At 45.2% G+C, this 16,184-nt stretch carries 15 protein-coding genes; 5 read left to right on the top strand and 10 right to left on the bottom strand.

The genetic code is table 11. The features are described 5' to 3' along the window. Positions 1 to 159: 159 nt before the first annotated feature. Together R3289_RS00075 and R3289_RS00070 are read right to left on the bottom strand one after the other, a co-directional pair. Positions 160 to 1,995, bottom strand: coding sequence for an Hsp70 family protein (locus R3289_RS00075; protein ID WP_318923177.1), 1,836 nt, complete (start codon positions 1,993 to 1,995; stop codon positions 160 to 162). Continuing rightward, positions 1,995 to 2,621 carry a DUF2760 domain-containing protein gene (locus tag R3289_RS00070; RefSeq protein WP_318923915.1) on the bottom strand — a complete coding sequence of 209 codons (627 nt, stop codon included), beginning with the start codon at positions 2,619 to 2,621 and terminating at the stop codon, positions 1,995 to 1,997. Before R3289_RS00070 ends, R3289_RS00075 begins: the two co-directional genes overlap by 1 nt. Before the next feature lie 365 nt (positions 2,622 to 2,986). Between R3289_RS00070 and R3289_RS00065 the strand changes: the two genes are divergently transcribed. After that, complete coding sequence (locus R3289_RS00065; protein WP_318923176.1) at positions 2,987 to 3,340, top strand: YajD family HNH nuclease; 354 nt, start codon at positions 2,987 to 2,989, stop codon at positions 3,338 to 3,340. Positions 3,341 to 3,421: 81 nt separating this feature from the next. Here R3289_RS00065 and R3289_RS00060 read toward each other — a convergent pair whose 3' ends face one another. Then, positions 3,422 to 4,504 carry a site-2 protease family protein gene (locus R3289_RS00060; RefSeq protein ID WP_318923175.1) on the bottom strand — a complete coding sequence of 361 codons (1,083 nt, stop codon included), beginning with the start codon at positions 4,502 to 4,504 and terminating at the stop codon, positions 3,422 to 3,424. Positions 4,505 to 4,639: 135 nt separating this feature from the next. Continuing rightward, positions 4,640 to 4,936 carry a winged helix-turn-helix domain-containing protein gene (locus R3289_RS00055; protein WP_318923174.1) on the bottom strand — a complete coding sequence of 99 codons (297 nt, stop codon included), beginning with the start codon at positions 4,934 to 4,936 and terminating at the stop codon, positions 4,640 to 4,642. Between the two features lie 314 nt (positions 4,937 to 5,250). Here R3289_RS00055 and R3289_RS00050 point away from each other — a divergent pair, with 314 nt between their 5' ends. Continuing rightward, entirely contained in the window at positions 5,251 to 6,180 is a 930-nt protein-coding gene (locus tag R3289_RS00050; RefSeq protein ID WP_318923173.1) for an LpxL/LpxP family Kdo(2)-lipid IV(A) lauroyl/palmitoleoyl acyltransferase, read from the top strand. A gap of 81 nt (positions 6,181 to 6,261) precedes the next feature. Here the strand turns inward: R3289_RS00050 and R3289_RS00045 are convergent, their stop codons facing one another. From R3289_RS00045 to R3289_RS00030, 4 genes are all read right to left on the bottom strand, one after another. Beyond that, a complete protein-coding gene (locus R3289_RS00045; protein WP_318923172.1) occupies positions 6,262 to 7,107 on the bottom strand; it encodes a pirin family protein in 846 nt (281 codons plus the stop codon). 169 nt (positions 7,108 to 7,276) lie between these two features. Beyond that, complete coding sequence (locus tag R3289_RS00040) at positions 7,277 to 7,927, bottom strand: DNA-J related domain-containing protein (protein ID WP_318923171.1); 651 nt, start codon at positions 7,925 to 7,927, stop codon at positions 7,277 to 7,279. Between the two features lie 149 nt (positions 7,928 to 8,076). Next, positions 8,077 to 8,559, bottom strand: coding sequence for a YajQ family cyclic di-GMP-binding protein (locus R3289_RS00035; RefSeq protein WP_318923170.1), 483 nt, complete (start codon positions 8,557 to 8,559; stop codon positions 8,077 to 8,079). 105 nt (positions 8,560 to 8,664) lie between these two features. Then, on the bottom strand, positions 8,665 to 9,720 hold the full coding sequence (locus R3289_RS00030) for a 3-deoxy-7-phosphoheptulonate synthase (RefSeq protein WP_318923169.1): 1,056 nt from the start codon (positions 9,718 to 9,720) through the stop codon (positions 8,665 to 8,667). A gap of 633 nt (positions 9,721 to 10,353) precedes the next feature. On the opposite strand from R3289_RS00030, the gene R3289_RS00025 reads away from it, so the two are divergent. Next, a complete protein-coding gene (locus R3289_RS00025) occupies positions 10,354 to 11,244 on the top strand; it encodes a putative PEP-binding protein (RefSeq protein ID WP_318923168.1) in 891 nt (296 codons plus the stop codon). Positions 11,245 to 11,337: 93 nt separating this feature from the next. On the opposite strand, the gene R3289_RS00020 is transcribed toward R3289_RS00025, so the two are convergent. Both R3289_RS00020 and R3289_RS00015 read right to left on the bottom strand, forming a co-directional pair. After that, positions 11,338 to 12,885: a protein adenylyltransferase SelO gene (locus tag R3289_RS00020; RefSeq protein ID WP_318923167.1), complete on the bottom strand. Its 1,548-nt coding sequence runs from the start codon at positions 12,883 to 12,885 to the stop codon at positions 11,338 to 11,340. A gap of 196 nt (positions 12,886 to 13,081) precedes the next feature. After that, on the bottom strand, positions 13,082 to 14,431 hold the full coding sequence (locus R3289_RS00015) for a hypothetical protein (protein WP_318923166.1): 1,350 nt from the start codon (positions 14,429 to 14,431) through the stop codon (positions 13,082 to 13,084). Between the two features lie 272 nt (positions 14,432 to 14,703). Between R3289_RS00015 and R3289_RS00010 the strand changes: the two genes are divergently transcribed. Both R3289_RS00010 and R3289_RS00005 read left to right on the top strand, forming a co-directional pair. Beyond that, complete coding sequence (locus tag R3289_RS00010) at positions 14,704 to 15,543, top strand: S1 RNA-binding domain-containing protein (protein WP_318923165.1); 840 nt, start codon at positions 14,704 to 14,706, stop codon at positions 15,541 to 15,543. 323 nt (positions 15,544 to 15,866) lie between these two features. Then, the coding region (locus tag R3289_RS00005) for an Hcp family type VI secretion system effector (RefSeq protein ID WP_318923164.1) at positions 15,867 to 16,184 on the top strand (318 nt) is incomplete at its 3' end.

Here is a 16,184-nt window from a genome sequence, read left to right as displayed (position 1 = left end):
ATTCAGGCGTTCACTACGGAATGGCTTTGAGAGCCGAATATCGCTGGTGGCAGTGAATTCCCTACAGGATGATATCTTCAATGTAATATTTATATCTTTCAGAATAACGGTACAACGAAAAATAACGGCGCATCAAGATGCGCCGTTATAAGGTAGGAGTTATTTTCCGCGTACGTCGAATTCAACCTGCCATTTCTGGCCGCCGTCGGTCGGTATTGCTTCAAGGCATAGCGTACCGAGTTCCGTTACATGGGAAGCAAGACGAACAGGAACTACTTCACCAGCAGTGCGGCCATCAGCAACCGGGAGAGTTACCTGAATAGCCGGAAGTTCTTCCAGCTCTTCCGGTTGCCACCAGTCAAGATGGGTACCGGCAGGATCTTCACGGCGCACCGTTGAACCAAAGAATTTGAATTGCACCGGCTGGCCAATAACCAGACCAAACTCCTGGCTTGGCACTTCAGCGTGAGTGCCTTCTTCCATACCAAACGGTGCTACACACAATGCTTCCAGAGGTGGTTCCATCCCCGGAATGGCTGGCATGGAGCTCTCGATACCGACGTAGTAGCTGCTTGCAATACCACCACGGATACGGACACCTTTACCTCGGCGAACAGAGCCGTAGTAAGAGGCACCACTTGCAACCGCCAGATCAAGATCCAGACCTTCCAGCAACTTCGCTTCTTCATTACCGGCAGTGGTCAGCCAGTTGTTGATGATTGAAAGCAGGCGCTCAGACAGCAGTTCAGACTTCAGTACACCGCCATTGAATAGGATAGCTGTCGGGCGGATAAAGCCTTCGTGTAGTTGGTCGTATTTTTCGAACAGCTCATCAACTGCTGAAGATTGACGGCTTAGGAACCCGGCAACATGGCGAGAAACAGCCGCATCTTGCGCATAGGGCAGGCCCATTTGAGTCAGGGCGCCGCGCTGCATTTCTACCGGATGTTCTTCAATGCTATTGCGAGGGAAGAAACCTTCAACCAGTGTTTGCTGAACTTCTTCTTGTGTCAGTTCCGTTTGCAGGGTGCCACCCAGTAGCTTGGAACCGCGGCTTGGCACAACAATCGGCACAGCCTGAAGTTCTGCATCACTTAGCAGGGCTTCTTTGGCATCACGGCAAGCGTGGGTAATAGCCTGGATCTGCCAAGGCTGAAGTTGTTTGCCTTCTTGTGCCAGCTTCATCTTCAGACGATAAGCCAGCGCCAGATCCATATTGTCACCACCGAGCAGGATGTGATCGCCAACCGCGACGCGGTTCAGGGTCAGGTTACCTTCTTCTTCGGTTACCGCGACTAAAGAAAGGTCAGTGGTACCACCACCGATATCGACCACGAGGATCACATCACCCACGGTGACTTGATCACGCCAGGTATCATGGTTGTTTTTCAGCCAGCTATAAACCGCAGCCTGTGGTTCTTCCAGCAGCGTCATGTGCTTAAAGCCCACGCTGCGTGCTGCTTCTGCCGTCAGGTCACGTGCTGCCGGATCAAAAGAGGCCGGAACCGTGATTGTGACGTCCTGATCAAACAGTGGCGTATCCGGGTGTTGGTTGTTCCATGCCTCTGCCAGATGCGCAAGATAACAGCGAGTCGCTTCGACAGGAGACACTTTTGCAACTTCTTCCGGGCTGTTCAGCGGCAGGAAGGCATCACGGCGATTCACACCGCCATGGCATAACCAGCTTTTTGCACTGGCGATAAGTCGAATCGGGGTTTTACTACCAAGCGTACGTGCCATTGCACCGACGATGGCATTGGGGTGCGCGCTCCATGGCAGGGCTGTATCGCCTTCTGCAAGCTCAGATTCGTGAGCCTGATACATGAATGACGGTAGTTGATCTTTCTCTTCAACATTACCTGGTGTGGTCAGTTGAGCGATCGGCATGACGCTTACTTGCGCTTCTTCATCTTGCAGATCGACATAAGACAGTACGCAGTGAGTGGTACCTAAGTCGATACCAACGCTAAAACGATGTTCTTGTGTGTCTTGCATTACAATTCTACCTCAGCGGCGGCAACAATATTTGCATCGTGGCCTTCTGCCAGTTTCGGCAGTTTAACTTCAGTCACTTTCCAGCCGCGATGAATAAGGGTTCCGGTGAAAGGTGCTTCGCCAACGACATTACCGGTAAGACGCACTTCAGAGGCGTTAAAGCCCTGTGGCAGGGTAATGCGCGTTTCTTCGTCTTCAGTGCGAACAGGGGCAAAGCGGAAGTATTCGTTTAGGACTTTCTGGCCACCTTCATGGATTACACGGGCAGCAGCACCGATTTCAGCATCAGCAAAACCTCTCAGGTCTTCTTGCATGAAATCAATAAAACGGGCTTCTTGTTGCAGAAGTGACAGTAGCTGAAGTGCTGCATCAGGCGTAGCCGTTTTCAGTTTTGGCTCAACTTCAACGATTTTTTCTACGATCTTTTCTACTTCTACAATTTTCTCGACAGGTTTTTCAATCTCAACGATTTTCTCTACTTCGACTGGTTTCTCGACAATTTTTTCCACTTCAACTGGTTTGCCTTTTTTAGCAATATAGAGAGCCAGTAAAATTAATACAAAACCACCCAGCCATGCATGGCCCATATCGATGGTAGTAGGGATTGCCGATAGATCAACAGTCATATTAGAAAAATCAAAAGCCATATTCATTTACTCTTAACAGTGAAAAATCGATTCACTATGAACAATTTGGGCAGAATACTAACATAATCATGTCGTATTACATCTAAGCTGCAAGTATTTATCACCCAAAAAGCAAGAAGAATCGTCGCCTTAGTTTATTTTACAGTCAATCCAGCCTTTTACCATGGCTGACGCCTAAGCTATACCGTTTGAGTATGCAGCAGTAGGCATTATGTTATTGTCAGAATATATGTTGTTACCCGTTTAAAGGCATTAATTGTGTATCAACATTGTGTACTTGGTCAGGTATTGTAGAGGGAAATCAGTTAAACTAAATCAAGTACTACCGAAATTACAGGCTAAATATGTCATCTGATATTTATGGCACCAGTGCCAGCTATGCTCGTCAGGAGCAAGGTTACCGAGAGAAAGCATTAAAGCTCTATCCGTGGGTATGTGGTCGTTGTTCTAGAGAATTTGTCTATTCAAACCTTCGTGAACTGACGGTTCACCATGTTGACCATGATCACACCAATAATCCGGCAGATGGAAGTAACTGGGAATTGTTGTGCCTTTTCTGTCATGACCATGAGCATGAAAAATACACAGAACATGATCAGCAAACCGGCAGTGTGATCAAAGCAGGTGGCGATGATCATGAAGCCGCGACGTTTAATCCATTCGCAGATCTGAAAGCGATGATGGAAAAGAAGAAATAATAATCTAGGGACGAGAACCGAGTTACTCGGTTCTCGTCCCTAGATTCCAGATACTTGCCACTAGAACCTGGATATTTTCCCCTAAGAGCCCAATACCTGCAGCGGCAAGCCGAGCATGGCGTCTCCTGTACCGGCGAAATACCAGATAATACCTACCAGCGAACTCACTAATCCGATATACCAGACAAAAGAGAAAACCTGACCATAACGATTCAATGGAAGCAGGTGACTTTGATGGCGGTATTTCCATTCAAACAAGATTTCAATACTGCCCATAACCAGCAGGAAACCAAATAGGGTCAGTTCCAACTGGTAGCTTATGATCACCCCGCCAATAGCCGCTAAAGCACACAGGGCAATACCGATTTTACTGTTCATTGAAAAGCTGATGCTTTTCAGGACGTGACCACCATCGAGCGGCAGAATGGGCAGCAGGTTAAACAGGTTTAGCAGGGCGTTGAATACGGCAAGTCCGGCAAAGAACATTTCGCCGGTGATCCAGTACGCCACGATGCATAGCAACGACATTATCAGACCAAAGAGCGGGCCCATTATCGAGATAACCACATCTTGCCAGCGAGTGTTGATTTTTTCGTCACTCAGGGCCAAGCCACCCAGAAAGGGGATTAAATAGATGCCTTTGGTTTTCATTCCAAAGTACTTCATTGCGCGGATATGACCGTATTCGTGGAAGACCAGGCAAGCGACTAGCGCCAGGGCAAACTGCACCGAAAACAGCCATGAATAAGCCGCCAAGCTGGTTACTGCCAACACCCCTTTGATGATTTTGGCACTTTTTAATGCTTTCATGCCTAAAGAGACAAGACCAATCAGGCTGAATTTACGTTCGGATGTCGGCGCGGTACTGGGTGTTTGTTGTTCGATGTCTTTTTCATTGCGAGAGCCGTCGGCAATGACTTGATCATTGGCTCTGACGCTATATTCGATAAGAAATGGCTGCCAGCTCAGAGCGATATCCAACCGGCAATTTATCGTTTTTTCACCATTGCTGAGCTCAAATTCATGAACGTGAGGATCGCTGTGCGCTGCATTCGCATCAAGCTGAGATACCAGGGTGTTATCCCAGAAGAGTTGCTGCCAGCCAGCCATCGATCCTTCCAGGCGTAATGGCCGGCCAAGAAAATCAAGCGTTAATAATTCCAATGCAAAACCTTATTCATCGAGATATGAGTGCCTTGTACTCTGTTTCAGCAGGCGAGTGTATTGGTTTATGCGCGGAGTCGCTAGTTTTTTGGAACGAGGAACTTGTGTCGTGTAGCGAGTCTTTCGCTTCCCGCTTTATGGGTAGTCTAATGCGGCTTTAATGTCTGTCATGTGTTCTGCAACCCAGTGTTTGTTGATCGCCCCCCAATCAATGATCTTATACTGTCCGCTACGGTTTCGTTCACCTTTGGTTTGGTTAAATATACAGATAATATCCAGTTCAGACAGGCTTTTTATCGTGTCTTGTGCGGTTCGCCTTGGCATACCGGTATAGTCAATAATTGCGGGAACGGTGGCAATACCCTTCTCTATTAAATGTGCAATGTATAAACGACGGTAATAGCTCGATTTGGTTTTGCTGATGGTCGTCATGATAGGGTATTCCGATCCTTTTATCTGTACGGTTATGGGGGAAATGTCCAGATTATTCTGAATACAGAGTAACATTATATAGCCCATATTAATGATATCTCTGATTAAACGCCTACCGGCGATGAGCCGACATCGGCTTCATCCCGGCTTTAGTGGCTCTTGCAGACAATTTACAAGAGGAAGTAAATAGCCTCAAGGTTTAATAAGAGGGTGGTTTGGGTATATAATGTGCCGTTTTTCATAAGCATGAACATCCACTTTATTCTTCATGTTCGACTTACCACAATAACAAGTAAGGTAATGTTTTTCTCACTATGAGCAAATTTACGCCACCCACGTTTAGCAAAGCGTTTCTGCATCCGCGCTACTGGCTGACACTGATCCTGATCGCGGTAATGTATTTGATCAGCTGGTTGCCATATTTTATTCAGTTTCGCATGGGGCAGGTTATAGGCCGATTAGCTATTCGCCTGATGAAGAAAAGACGTAAAATTATTAAACGTAATTTAGAACTCTGTTTCCCTGACATGCCTGATGGTGAGCGTGACGCGCTGATAAAAAAGAATATTGATAATACCGGCCTGGCATTATTCGAGACAGGTATGGCTTGGTTCTGGCCTGACTTTCGGGTTAATCGTCATGTGACTATCGAGGGCATGGAGCATATGACGAAACTGGATCAGGATGGTAAAGGTGCGCTGCTGGTTGCTGTTCATTCCATGAACCTGGAAATAGCCGCTCGGGCTTTTGGAATACAAATGTCAGGCATGGGCGTTTACCGCCCTAACAACAATCCTTGTTTTGACTATTTTCAGTATAAAGGCCGATCGCGTTCGAACCGGACATTGATTGATCGTAAAGACGTCAAAGAGATGCTGCGTATGTTACGTCGAGGGGAGCGTGTCTGGTATGCCCCCGATCATGACTATGGTCGCCGCCGTTCAACATTTGCACCACTGTTCGCGGTAGAAAATGCCTGTACTACAACGGGAACCAGTTTGTTAGTCGATGCATCCGATTGTGCTGTTGTTCCATTTTCTATGGTACGCAATACTGATTCCGGTCAATACACCTTAACGATGTTTCCGCCGTTAGAGGGCTTTCCGCATAACGATCCGGATGCTGCTGCGGTCTATATCAATAAGGTGGTTGAACAGTCGATCATGCAGGCGCCGGAACAATATATGTGGTTACATCGCCGCTTTAAAACCCGTCCGGAAGGCGAAGCCTCGCTGTATGATTAATGATATGATTTATTGATATTGAGATAAGTCAAAGCCCACGGAAGTGGGCTTTGTCGTTTATAATTGCGCAGATCAAGAATATCACTCAGCAACAAATTTTCCGTTCTGATAATCAGAAATAGCCTGATTGATCTCTTCCATCGAATTCATGACGAAAGGACCATAATGAACAACGGGTTCATCGATTGGAATGCCAGAAAGAAGTAACACACCGCTATCGTCTGTTGCCGCTAACGACAAGCCTTCTCCTTGATCAAGCAGGGCCAGTTGACCCGCTTGTACTCTCGCACCTTCCACTTCAATTTCACCCTTATAAACGTAAAGTAAGGCCTGAAAATCTGGATTCAGACAGCTTCGGAATTGTTCACCTGCCGCGGCTTGCCAGTCAGCAATCGTGGTGGGTACGCCTGTCTTCTGGAGCGGTCCGGTCAGAGTTTCCCCCTTAATGGTTAAGTCACCCGAAATGACCCGGATCAGGTTATTTTCATTGAGTGCTTTTTCTGTGATCACTGCTGGCTGAAAGTCGTGGTATTGCGCAGGCTGCATTTTCTTTGCTGCAGGCAGGTTTATCCAAATCTGGAAGCCGTGGAGCTTGCCATCGGTCATCACCGGCATTTCACTGTGAATGACCCCTTTTCCGGCCGACATCCACTGTGCACCACCATCATGAAGTTCCCCGGTGTTGCCCATATGGTCTTTATGCTGGAAATGACCATGTAACATATAGGTCAGGGTTTCGATGCCGCGGTGCGGATGTGGGGGAAATCCACCGATATAATCGTCGGCGTTGTCAGATTTGAGTTCATCAATCATTAAAAAGGGTGAAAATAGCGTGTTATCAAAACCGTGAACACGCTGAATTTTGACACCATCACCATCTGAAGATGGGTGAGACTGAATGATTTGTTGGATACGCCTAATCGCCATGATGACCTCCTAAAGCCTGACTCAGGGTTTGATTCTGAGAGAATACAATCAGTTTAGAGGGTGTGCGGGCAGGTTAACAGCCAGCGGAGATGAACAGCTTATTAGAAAAAACTGATTAAGTTTTGTTGTCGGTCAGGGAGCGTAGATGACGGGGACTGGCGAATCGCACTTATAAATAGTGTTGTATACGTTGCCAGGCTTCACATACCGTGCGAAATTTTCCGGCATTGCCATTTGGCCGATCCGGGTGCCATCTTAAAGCCATTTTTCGCCATTGCCGGCGGATCTCTTCTGGTTTCGCATCTTTGGTCAGCTCTAAGATTGCCAGATCCTGATGATGCGGCCCGATAGTCGATTGTGTATGTGTATTAAAATAGTGCTGACCGGAGTGGTTGTACTCTTTTTCAGAGCCAATATAGTGTTGATAGCGTTTCCAGAAAGAGGATAACAAACCTTCAATGGTAGCCAGATCGGCATTGTAGTTACGCCAATCTAAGTAATACTCACGCAAAGGGTCGTTGAGATCGAGGTGATGGTTATCAGAAGAAAGGTTGTTTAACAGTTGGATGTCCACCGCCCGGGCTTGTAGCCATTGGTCAGGCAGCAGTATTTCCTGCAATTGATATAACGCATTCATGAGTAAGAAGTTACGTTTAAACAGGTCTTTGTTCGGGTCGTCATCTAATGCGCTTAGTATGCCTTGGTTTTTCAGCTCTTCTGACAGGGTATGAATCATCCAGCCGGTGGGTTTGACTTTCAGAATACTGATCATGGGCCAAATCAGAGGGTTATCGTACTGGGAATTGCGGTCAATATACATGGACTGGCGCTGTTCAATTTAGGCTCTGTTATTGATTTACTTTAGCAAACTGAGCAATAAAGAGTATGAATAGTTTGGATATAAACAGAAGGAAGGCAAGATGCCTTCCTGTGTATACCGTTGGGCCAAGTTAATCTCGCTGCGGCAGATTAGTCGCGGAAATTGTCAAACTGGAACGGTTGGCCCAGATCTGCTTCACGGACAAGTGCCATCGCGGCTTGCAGATCATCTCGTTTTTTACCCGTTACGCGTATTTTGTCGCCTTGAATAGCGGCTTGAACTTTAAGTTTCGCATCTTTAATTGCTTTAACAAGTTTTTTTGCGGTCGCTGTTTCAACGCCTTGCTTAAATTCGATGTTACAAGCGAATGATTTGCCAGTACGAACCGTGTCTTTTTGCTCCATTGATTGAGCATCAACAAAACGTTTAGCAAGATTACTCCGGAGGATTGCGACGAGCTGAGTAAGCTGAAAATCAGATTCGGTAGTGATTTTTACTACTTCTTTTTCTAGTTTGAAGCTTGCATCAACACCACGGAAATCAAAACGAGTTTCAAGTTCGCGATTTGCGTTGTCTACGGCATTTCTGATTTCAACGAAATCAACGTCAGAAATAATATCAAAAGATGGCATGTCATCAACCTTAGTTGTTAATCTATTGGTTAGCTTTTTGCTTACAATATTTTAGCAAAAATAATAGATACATCGCTTGATGCGTTGTATCTAAAAATAGCAATCTTACTTACGGCTTTTAACGGCGTCAGCAAGCATGTCTAGCATGGTTACGGTATCATTCCAGTTTACACAAGGATCGGTAATTGACTGACCGTAAACGAGTTCTTTTTCTTTGCCTGGAATTACGGATTGATTACCTTCTTCAATAAAGCTCTCAGCCATAATTCCGGCAATGTAATTACTGCCACTCTTGATTTGGGCACAAACATCAGCGGCAACATCCAACTGGCGCTTATGTTGTTTCTGGCAGTTGCCATGACTGAAATCGACAACAAGACGCGTTGGCAGGTCAAAAGAGGCTAAGGTATCACATGCTGCAGAAACATCTTGCTGGTGGTAGTTTGGCATTTTACCGCCACGCAGGATCACGTGACCATAAGGGTTACCCGCAGTGCGATAAATTGTCATTTGACCATTTTTCGCCGGTGAGCAGAATAGGTGAGATTCACGCGTTGCTCGAATAGCATCAACGGCTATTTTGATATTGCCGTCAGTGCCATTTTTAAAACCAACCGGGCAAGAAAGGGCAGAGGCCATTTCGCGGTGAATCTGTGACTCAGTCGTACGGGCACCAATGGCACCCCATGTGATCAAATCAGCCAGATACTGGCCGGTGATCATATCCAGAAATTCTGTCGCCGTCGCAAGGCCCAGCGCGTTGATATCAACCAATAGCTTACGGGCTTTCTGAAGGCCGGTAACTAGGTCAAGGCTGCCGTCTAAATGTGGGTCAGAGACGAGCCCTTTCCAGCCAACAACGGTGCGGGGCTTTTCAAAATAGGTACGCATTACAATACAAAGTTCATCTTTGTATTTGTCCTGGATGGCAACAAGCCGCTTCGCGTAATCCATCGCAGCATCAGTATCGTGTACAGAACAAGGACCAACAATAACCAGAAGACGAGAATCTTGCCCAGTCAGAATAGCTTCTACCTGACGACGAGACTGAGCGATGTGCTCAGCGATTTCATCAGTAATTGGAAAGGCTGCTTCTATTTCTGCAGGGGTTGGCATTAACCCTAGGCTAACGGTACGGAGTTCATCTGTTTTCATTGGCATAATACGTTTGCCTACCTTGGTATCTTCAAAATAACGACGCGTTAAGATAGCCCAAAAGTCCGCAGGAATAAACCAAACTTGTGATATGTCTTAGGTTTTTGACTGAATTGAAGGCTTTGTTAAAGATAGATGCTGCATTGATAGTCAATCGTCAGTAACTGGCAGAAATCTAAGCGTAAAACAATGTTACCCAAACCATCTCAAGACATGAGATTGAGCAATTCCCCTGGAGATTTAATGCGAACCTATATGAATGGCAATCTCTTTCAACAGATAAGTATATTGTTAGAGTCATAATGATGCCATATGAAGGAGATTGGTTATCAGCTGTATGTTGTTAGCGAGGATTGAATATTTTTGCAATGGTGATTTTTCTGCTTGCTTCAATAATACTGAAACAGTAAGGTCAGGTAAAGGGTAGTTAACAAGTACTTATGCCAAGTAATCTATGCTGAATCCACCTCGGTATTCTCTGTGGGTTTTAGCGTTAAAATCGTGTATTGATGCATTTTATGTGATTTTATATGGCATTTTGAACATGTATAGTATGGCTTCCTTAATTTCTGGTGTTGAGCGTACTTTTGATGGCTCTTAACACTCACGCACATTTTAGCATGGTTGTATTGGTGCCTTATGACAAATAAAGCTCAGTCTGAACTTAGTTACTCAGAATTGTTAGTAGATGCTTCTCTGTTAGAGAAAGAATCCCCCGCGATTGGATTGGTTTCAATGGATGACTTAGGTCATGCCATTATTGGGGTACATCCTTATGCAATTGCCGATACGCATAAGCTCGATGAGCAGCGGCAGCAAGAAGTGTTGAAACGCGCTGGTGAATATAAAACACCTGCTGAATATTATGTGGCAGAACTAACAAAAGTGCTGGTTATTGCCGCACAAAAAATGCAGGGGAAACCGCTTAAAGTGAGGCTGTCCGGGGCAGATTCGCATACTCGTGAAGGGTTATTCGGCAGTGAGCTTGAAGCAAAAGAAGTGAATCCGGTTATCGGTTTACGCGGTGTATCTCGTTTCGCAGAGAAAGCACATCGTGTTAGCTTTGAACTTGAATGTGAAGTGATCAAGCGTGCCCGAAATGTAGAAGGTATGACCAATATTGAATTGGTGATTCCTTTTGTTCGAACGTTTAGTGAATCAGCAACCATCATTGACTTGCTGGCTGAGCAAGGGTTGTGCCGAGGGGCTCAAGGCTTAAAAGTACATATGATGTGCGAGCTGCCAGGAAATGCGGTGCTGGCAGAAAAATTCCTGCAGTATTTCGATGGTATGGTGGTTGATATTGATCAGATAGGGCAGTTTGCTTTAGGTTTAGATCTGCATCATGAGTCTTTGAATTATCTTCACGATGATCAAAATGAAGCGGTCTTGTTATTTGTATTTCAAGCTTTGAAAGCGGCTGAAACGGCAGGTAAACCTTGCGACGTTGTCAGCCATTTTATACGCCAGTCCCCAAAATTACAGAAGTGGCTGCTTGAACAGGGGATCGATACGGTGATTAGCCAGTAGGCTGAAATTATAGTCGCGTAGGGTACATTAAGAAAACAGCAAAACATCAATGCCAGCCAGGAAACTGAGTGGCATTTTTTTTATTCCTGCTAACTATGATGAACAACTTATCGCTAGTTCTTTGCTCCAGTATGGCGGTTTAGCCGCGAATTCATTAAAGTCGGGGTGCTCGTCAAAAGGGGTGCTCAGTACCTGTAACAGCTGCTCAATCATTAAGAAGTCGCCATCTTGTGCTTTTTCGATTGCTTGCTGCGCCAGGTAGTTGCGTAAGATGAATTTCGGATTGTGTTTTTTCATCCGCAATAATCGTTGTTCATCGTCTTGCTTTTGATCGGTAGTAAAAGGTTTTTTTTCGAAACTAAGGCGTGTTGCATAAGCTGTTAGCCAGGTGTTGAGTGAACGGGGGCAGTCAAACAGATCACCAAAACGGTCAGTACTTGCAGATAATGCATGTGATGGAATGTCAGATAAGATCCTAAAAAACAGTGTGTAATCGACATCTTGTGATTTCAACAGGTCAAAAAGACTTGAAAATAAGACCGTATCCTCCTCTCGCTTTTCGATTAATCCTAGTTTGCGGCGCATATTGACACTGTATTGTTGCTGTAGCTTTACCTGATAGCCTTGCAGTGATTGATCAATCGCTTCTTTCTCGACTAACGGGCTCAGCGCATAACCTAATGCCGAAAGGTTCCACAAGGCAATCGAGGGCTGCTGATTAAACGCATAGCGGCCGCTGTAATCTGAGTGGTTGCAGATAAAGCCCGGGTCGTAGTTATCAAGAAAAGCATACGGCCCATAATCAAACGTCAGGCCCAGTACGGACATATTATCGGTATTCATTACTCCGTGGGCAAAGCCGGCGGCTTGCCAGTTGGCGATCATGGTCGCCGTCAGATCGACGATACGCTGAAACATTGCAGCGTAAATTTTCTTATGGGTTACTTCTGTTTCATGCTCGTCCGTTTTGCCGTGGATAAGCAATTCCTGCTGAACGTACAAATCATCAAAATGATGTTTGATCAAATAATCGGCGAGAAGTTTCAGTTCAGCATGCTGGCCGGTGTAAAACAGGTACTCGAAGTGGCCGAAGCGGAGATGGCTTTCAGCAACACGGATCAGCGTTGCACCACGTTCCACCTTCTCGCGATAAACCGGGGTCGTGCTGCCTAAAATGGCGAGTGCATGGGTGGTTTTAATGCCTAATCCCTGCATGGCGGCACAGGCCAGGTATTCCCGGATGCTTGAACGCAGCACGGCACGCCCGTCGCCTTGACGAGAATAAGGGGTCATGCCTGAACCTTTTAAGTGAATATCCCATTTTTTCCCTGTAGAGGTGAGCACTTCACCCATAAGCAAACCGCGCCCGTCGCCGAGGTCCGGATTGTATTGGCCAAACTGATGGCCGGTGTATTTCATCGCCAACGGTGAAAAACCTGAAAATGCGCTGTTGCCAGTAAACACATTGATAAAACACGGCGTGTTTGCTTGCCGCGGATCCAATTCTAGCAACTCACACACTTGAGGGTTCACACTCACCAGAAATGGATTGTCTAGCGGTTGCGGTGTGACTAAGCAACCAAAGGCTTTGGGAAGCTCACTGTAAGTATTGTGAAAAACTAATTCAGATAACGTTCGCATCGGTCCCTGCCTTGTTGGCGTATAAGTGGGTGCTATTGATGCAAGAATAACAATTTATCGCTGGCTAACAAGGGACAAAAAGTAAGGGTATATACCCAGCCACCACATCTTGAGATCACCGGGGTATATATCTAATAATAGGGGGAACGGGTGGTGCTGGACAAGAGGATGCGTTGCAGGAGGCAAGACTCGGACGCTAGTCTTCCGTGATCATTTCGATATCAACGATTTTAGAACGGTTCATTATGATCTTCCAACGTTGAATACGAACGGTATTATCTTCATCGGTTTCTTTGGTGATAAGGTTGATCAAATGGCGTTTTTCAACCGATTCTTTAGTGACTTGGCCTTCTTTTAATTGGTAGATCCGTTGCGATCCTTTTTCCATCAAGCTTGAGAGAATACGAAGGTCAAGCATAATGGATTCTCGGGTTTGTTCATAACCACTCAAAAACTTCGTCGGCGACATGCGTGTGGTGCTCTTGTAGTGAAGCACCGTTTCTTCTCGTTGTGAGACTTTGTGTTTTCGGACGGCTTTAATTTCGGAGCTCAGCGCATTATAACTACTGTATTCCAGCCACTCTAACTGACGGCCAATCAGACGTCCGTTATTGGTATCGAAAAATTGTTTTCGCCACTTCGGCTTGCCTTTTCGCACCCAGCGCCACAACATTTTCTTCAGGTCGTCTTTAAACACTTCACGCGCAGCATAAATAACAGAGATCACCAGAATAAAAGAGGCGGTAATATCGCCGAGGACGCCACGGGCTTTTATCAGCATCATAGTGACGAATATCATCACAATCCCGGTTGCAACAGCGGTAACCACTTTTTTGATGTTGTTTCCTAATTCGATGGTTGTTTCTTTCATCGTGACCGGGTATTCAATCAAGCGCCGCAGAAGTCGCATTTTATTGGACATTCGGGTTTGATCTTGCATTGCTTTGGTTGAATTGTAGCTATGCTTTCTGCGATGCTCGGCCTCGCTCGCACAGGTATCAAGCAGCAGATTTTTTATGTCGGCGTAACTATTACCACGAGGTAGGTGGGCGACTAATGATAAACAACGCTGCTCTGTGAACCATGACAGATAGTTATCGATATTCTCGTAATACTTGAGCAGCTTTTCATCTGTCGGTATGCTACGTCGTAACCTTTTTAGGATCCTAATGGCTAGTTGAACAACCTCTTCGACTTCCTCCAGCGTGCGTTCCTGTTTATCTTCCAGCAGCTGTTGGGTAGTCTCTTCTAATGCCAGCGCATACTGATAGGCATACAGACTTAAACTTAAGCGGTACTGCTCGATAGAAAGCTTACCTCTGCTGGCCAGGCGGCTGTGAACAAGCGGCAGGTGGTTGACGTCACTGTAATAGGTACGTTTGCCGTGAATGGCATTGTGGTAAAATTCATCTTCAGTGATGATCTTAGCGTTCAGGCCAAGTTCACCGGGTACGAAAATGTACATATCAAGCTGTCGATTAGTGGTTTCTTGAATTACATGGGAAATCTTTACTTTGTGTCCATCTTTTTTTTCAACAGTGATCACTACGTTTTCATACCTTTGCTTGTGAGTGGGATATCCTATAATTCTAGATTATTTAGTCGGTTATTATCAGTTGAATGACATAACTTTTCTGTCAATAGAATAAAATTTAGCCAAATAACCGAAGATAGGTCAGGCACGTTGAACTAACATCACGTATAATGCGCGACCAAAGTTCGTATTGATACTCGGATGGCGAGCTTCTCTTATATTGCAAGAGGTTAATGCCGACATATAAGAGTATCACTTATATTTACTCAGAGAGTGCCGGATTCATGATTAAAATTGGACAATACAACACATTAGAAGTCGTCAAGTTAGTTGATTTCGGCGTATTTCTTGATGGTGGTGAAGACTTCGGTAATATCCTGTTGCCGAAAAATTCTGTTCCTGCTGGCACGCAACTGGGTGATGAACTGAACGTGTTCATTTACTTCGACTCAGAAGACGAGATTATAGCGACAACGGAAGAGCCGTTAGCTCAAGTTGGTGAGTTTGCGATGCTGCGTGTTGTCGGTGTGAGTGCTATCGGTGCCTTCGTTGATTGGGGATTGCGCAAAGATCTTCTTGTACCATTCAGCGAGCAGCGTCGTCGCCTAGAAGAAGGCGAGAATGTGATGCTGCGTGTTTACACCGATAAAGCATCAGGCCGTATTGTAGGTTCGACTAAATTTAACCGTTTTCTAGATCAGACGCCTGCTAATTATAAAATTGGTCAGGAAGTGAAAGTCGTCATTGTTGAAATTACCGATCTTGGTTATAAAGCTGCGATTGAAGGCGAACATTGGGGATTGATCTTCAAAACAGAATCCTTTGGTAAATTGTTTATCGGTAAGAAACTGAAGGCTTATATCAAAGAGATTCGCCCGGATGGCAAGATTAGCTTATCTTTGCAGAAGGCGGGTCGTGGAAAAGTTGATGATCTGGCTGATAAGATTTTAACGTCGCTGGAACGAAAAGGTGGCTTCATGCCACTGAGTGATAAATCTTCACCACAAGAGATTTTTGAAGCTTTTCGTACCAGTAAAGCGACCTTTAAGAAAACCATCGGTGGCTTGTACAAAAAAGGCCTGATTGTCATCGACCGCGATGGTATTCGTCTGAACGATAACTAAGAAACAGTCTAACTAGTTACTATCTGAAAGCCGGTGATATTCGCCGGCTTTTTGTTACCTTTTTTACACGGTATATCACCGACTAATCTCAACTCCTGCCTTTCGCTTTGTATTAAGTCTACATTCTCCTAATACTGATTGATAATCAATGATGAATTATTGATTATCAGGTTGAGATTCATCATTTTCAATGATCAGAAAAATAAATGAATATAAACGACTGAAAAATATGAGTTAATTTGGTGGCATGTCTTTTGCTCTATATCAATCACCTTATTTTGAGGTGAATTTAATCCCACTTATAGAGAAAAAGGATATTAAGAATGCCAACTCCTGCATATATGCGCATTGAAGGCGAAAAACAAGGGCTGATCACGGCGGGTACATTTACAGAAGATTCAGTTGGAAATATTTTTCAGGAAGGTCATGAAGATGAAGTACTGGTCGAAGCGTTTGAGCACCAGGTTGTTTTACCTCGCGATCCGCAATCAGGCCAGCCAACCGGTCAGCGCGTGCACAAGCCAGTGAAAATCACCAAAGTGTTTGATAAGTGTTCGCCACTTATCTATAACGCACTGACTTCCGGCGAACGTCTGCCTAAAGTTGAAATTAAATGGTACCGCACATCAGCAACAGGCAGC

The organism is Photobacterium sp. (assembly GCF_033720175.1).
Lineage (GTDB): Bacteria > Pseudomonadota > Gammaproteobacteria > Enterobacterales > Vibrionaceae > Photobacterium.
Note: the sequence above shows the minus strand (reverse complement) of the source record. Positions and strands in the feature narration are given on the sequence as shown.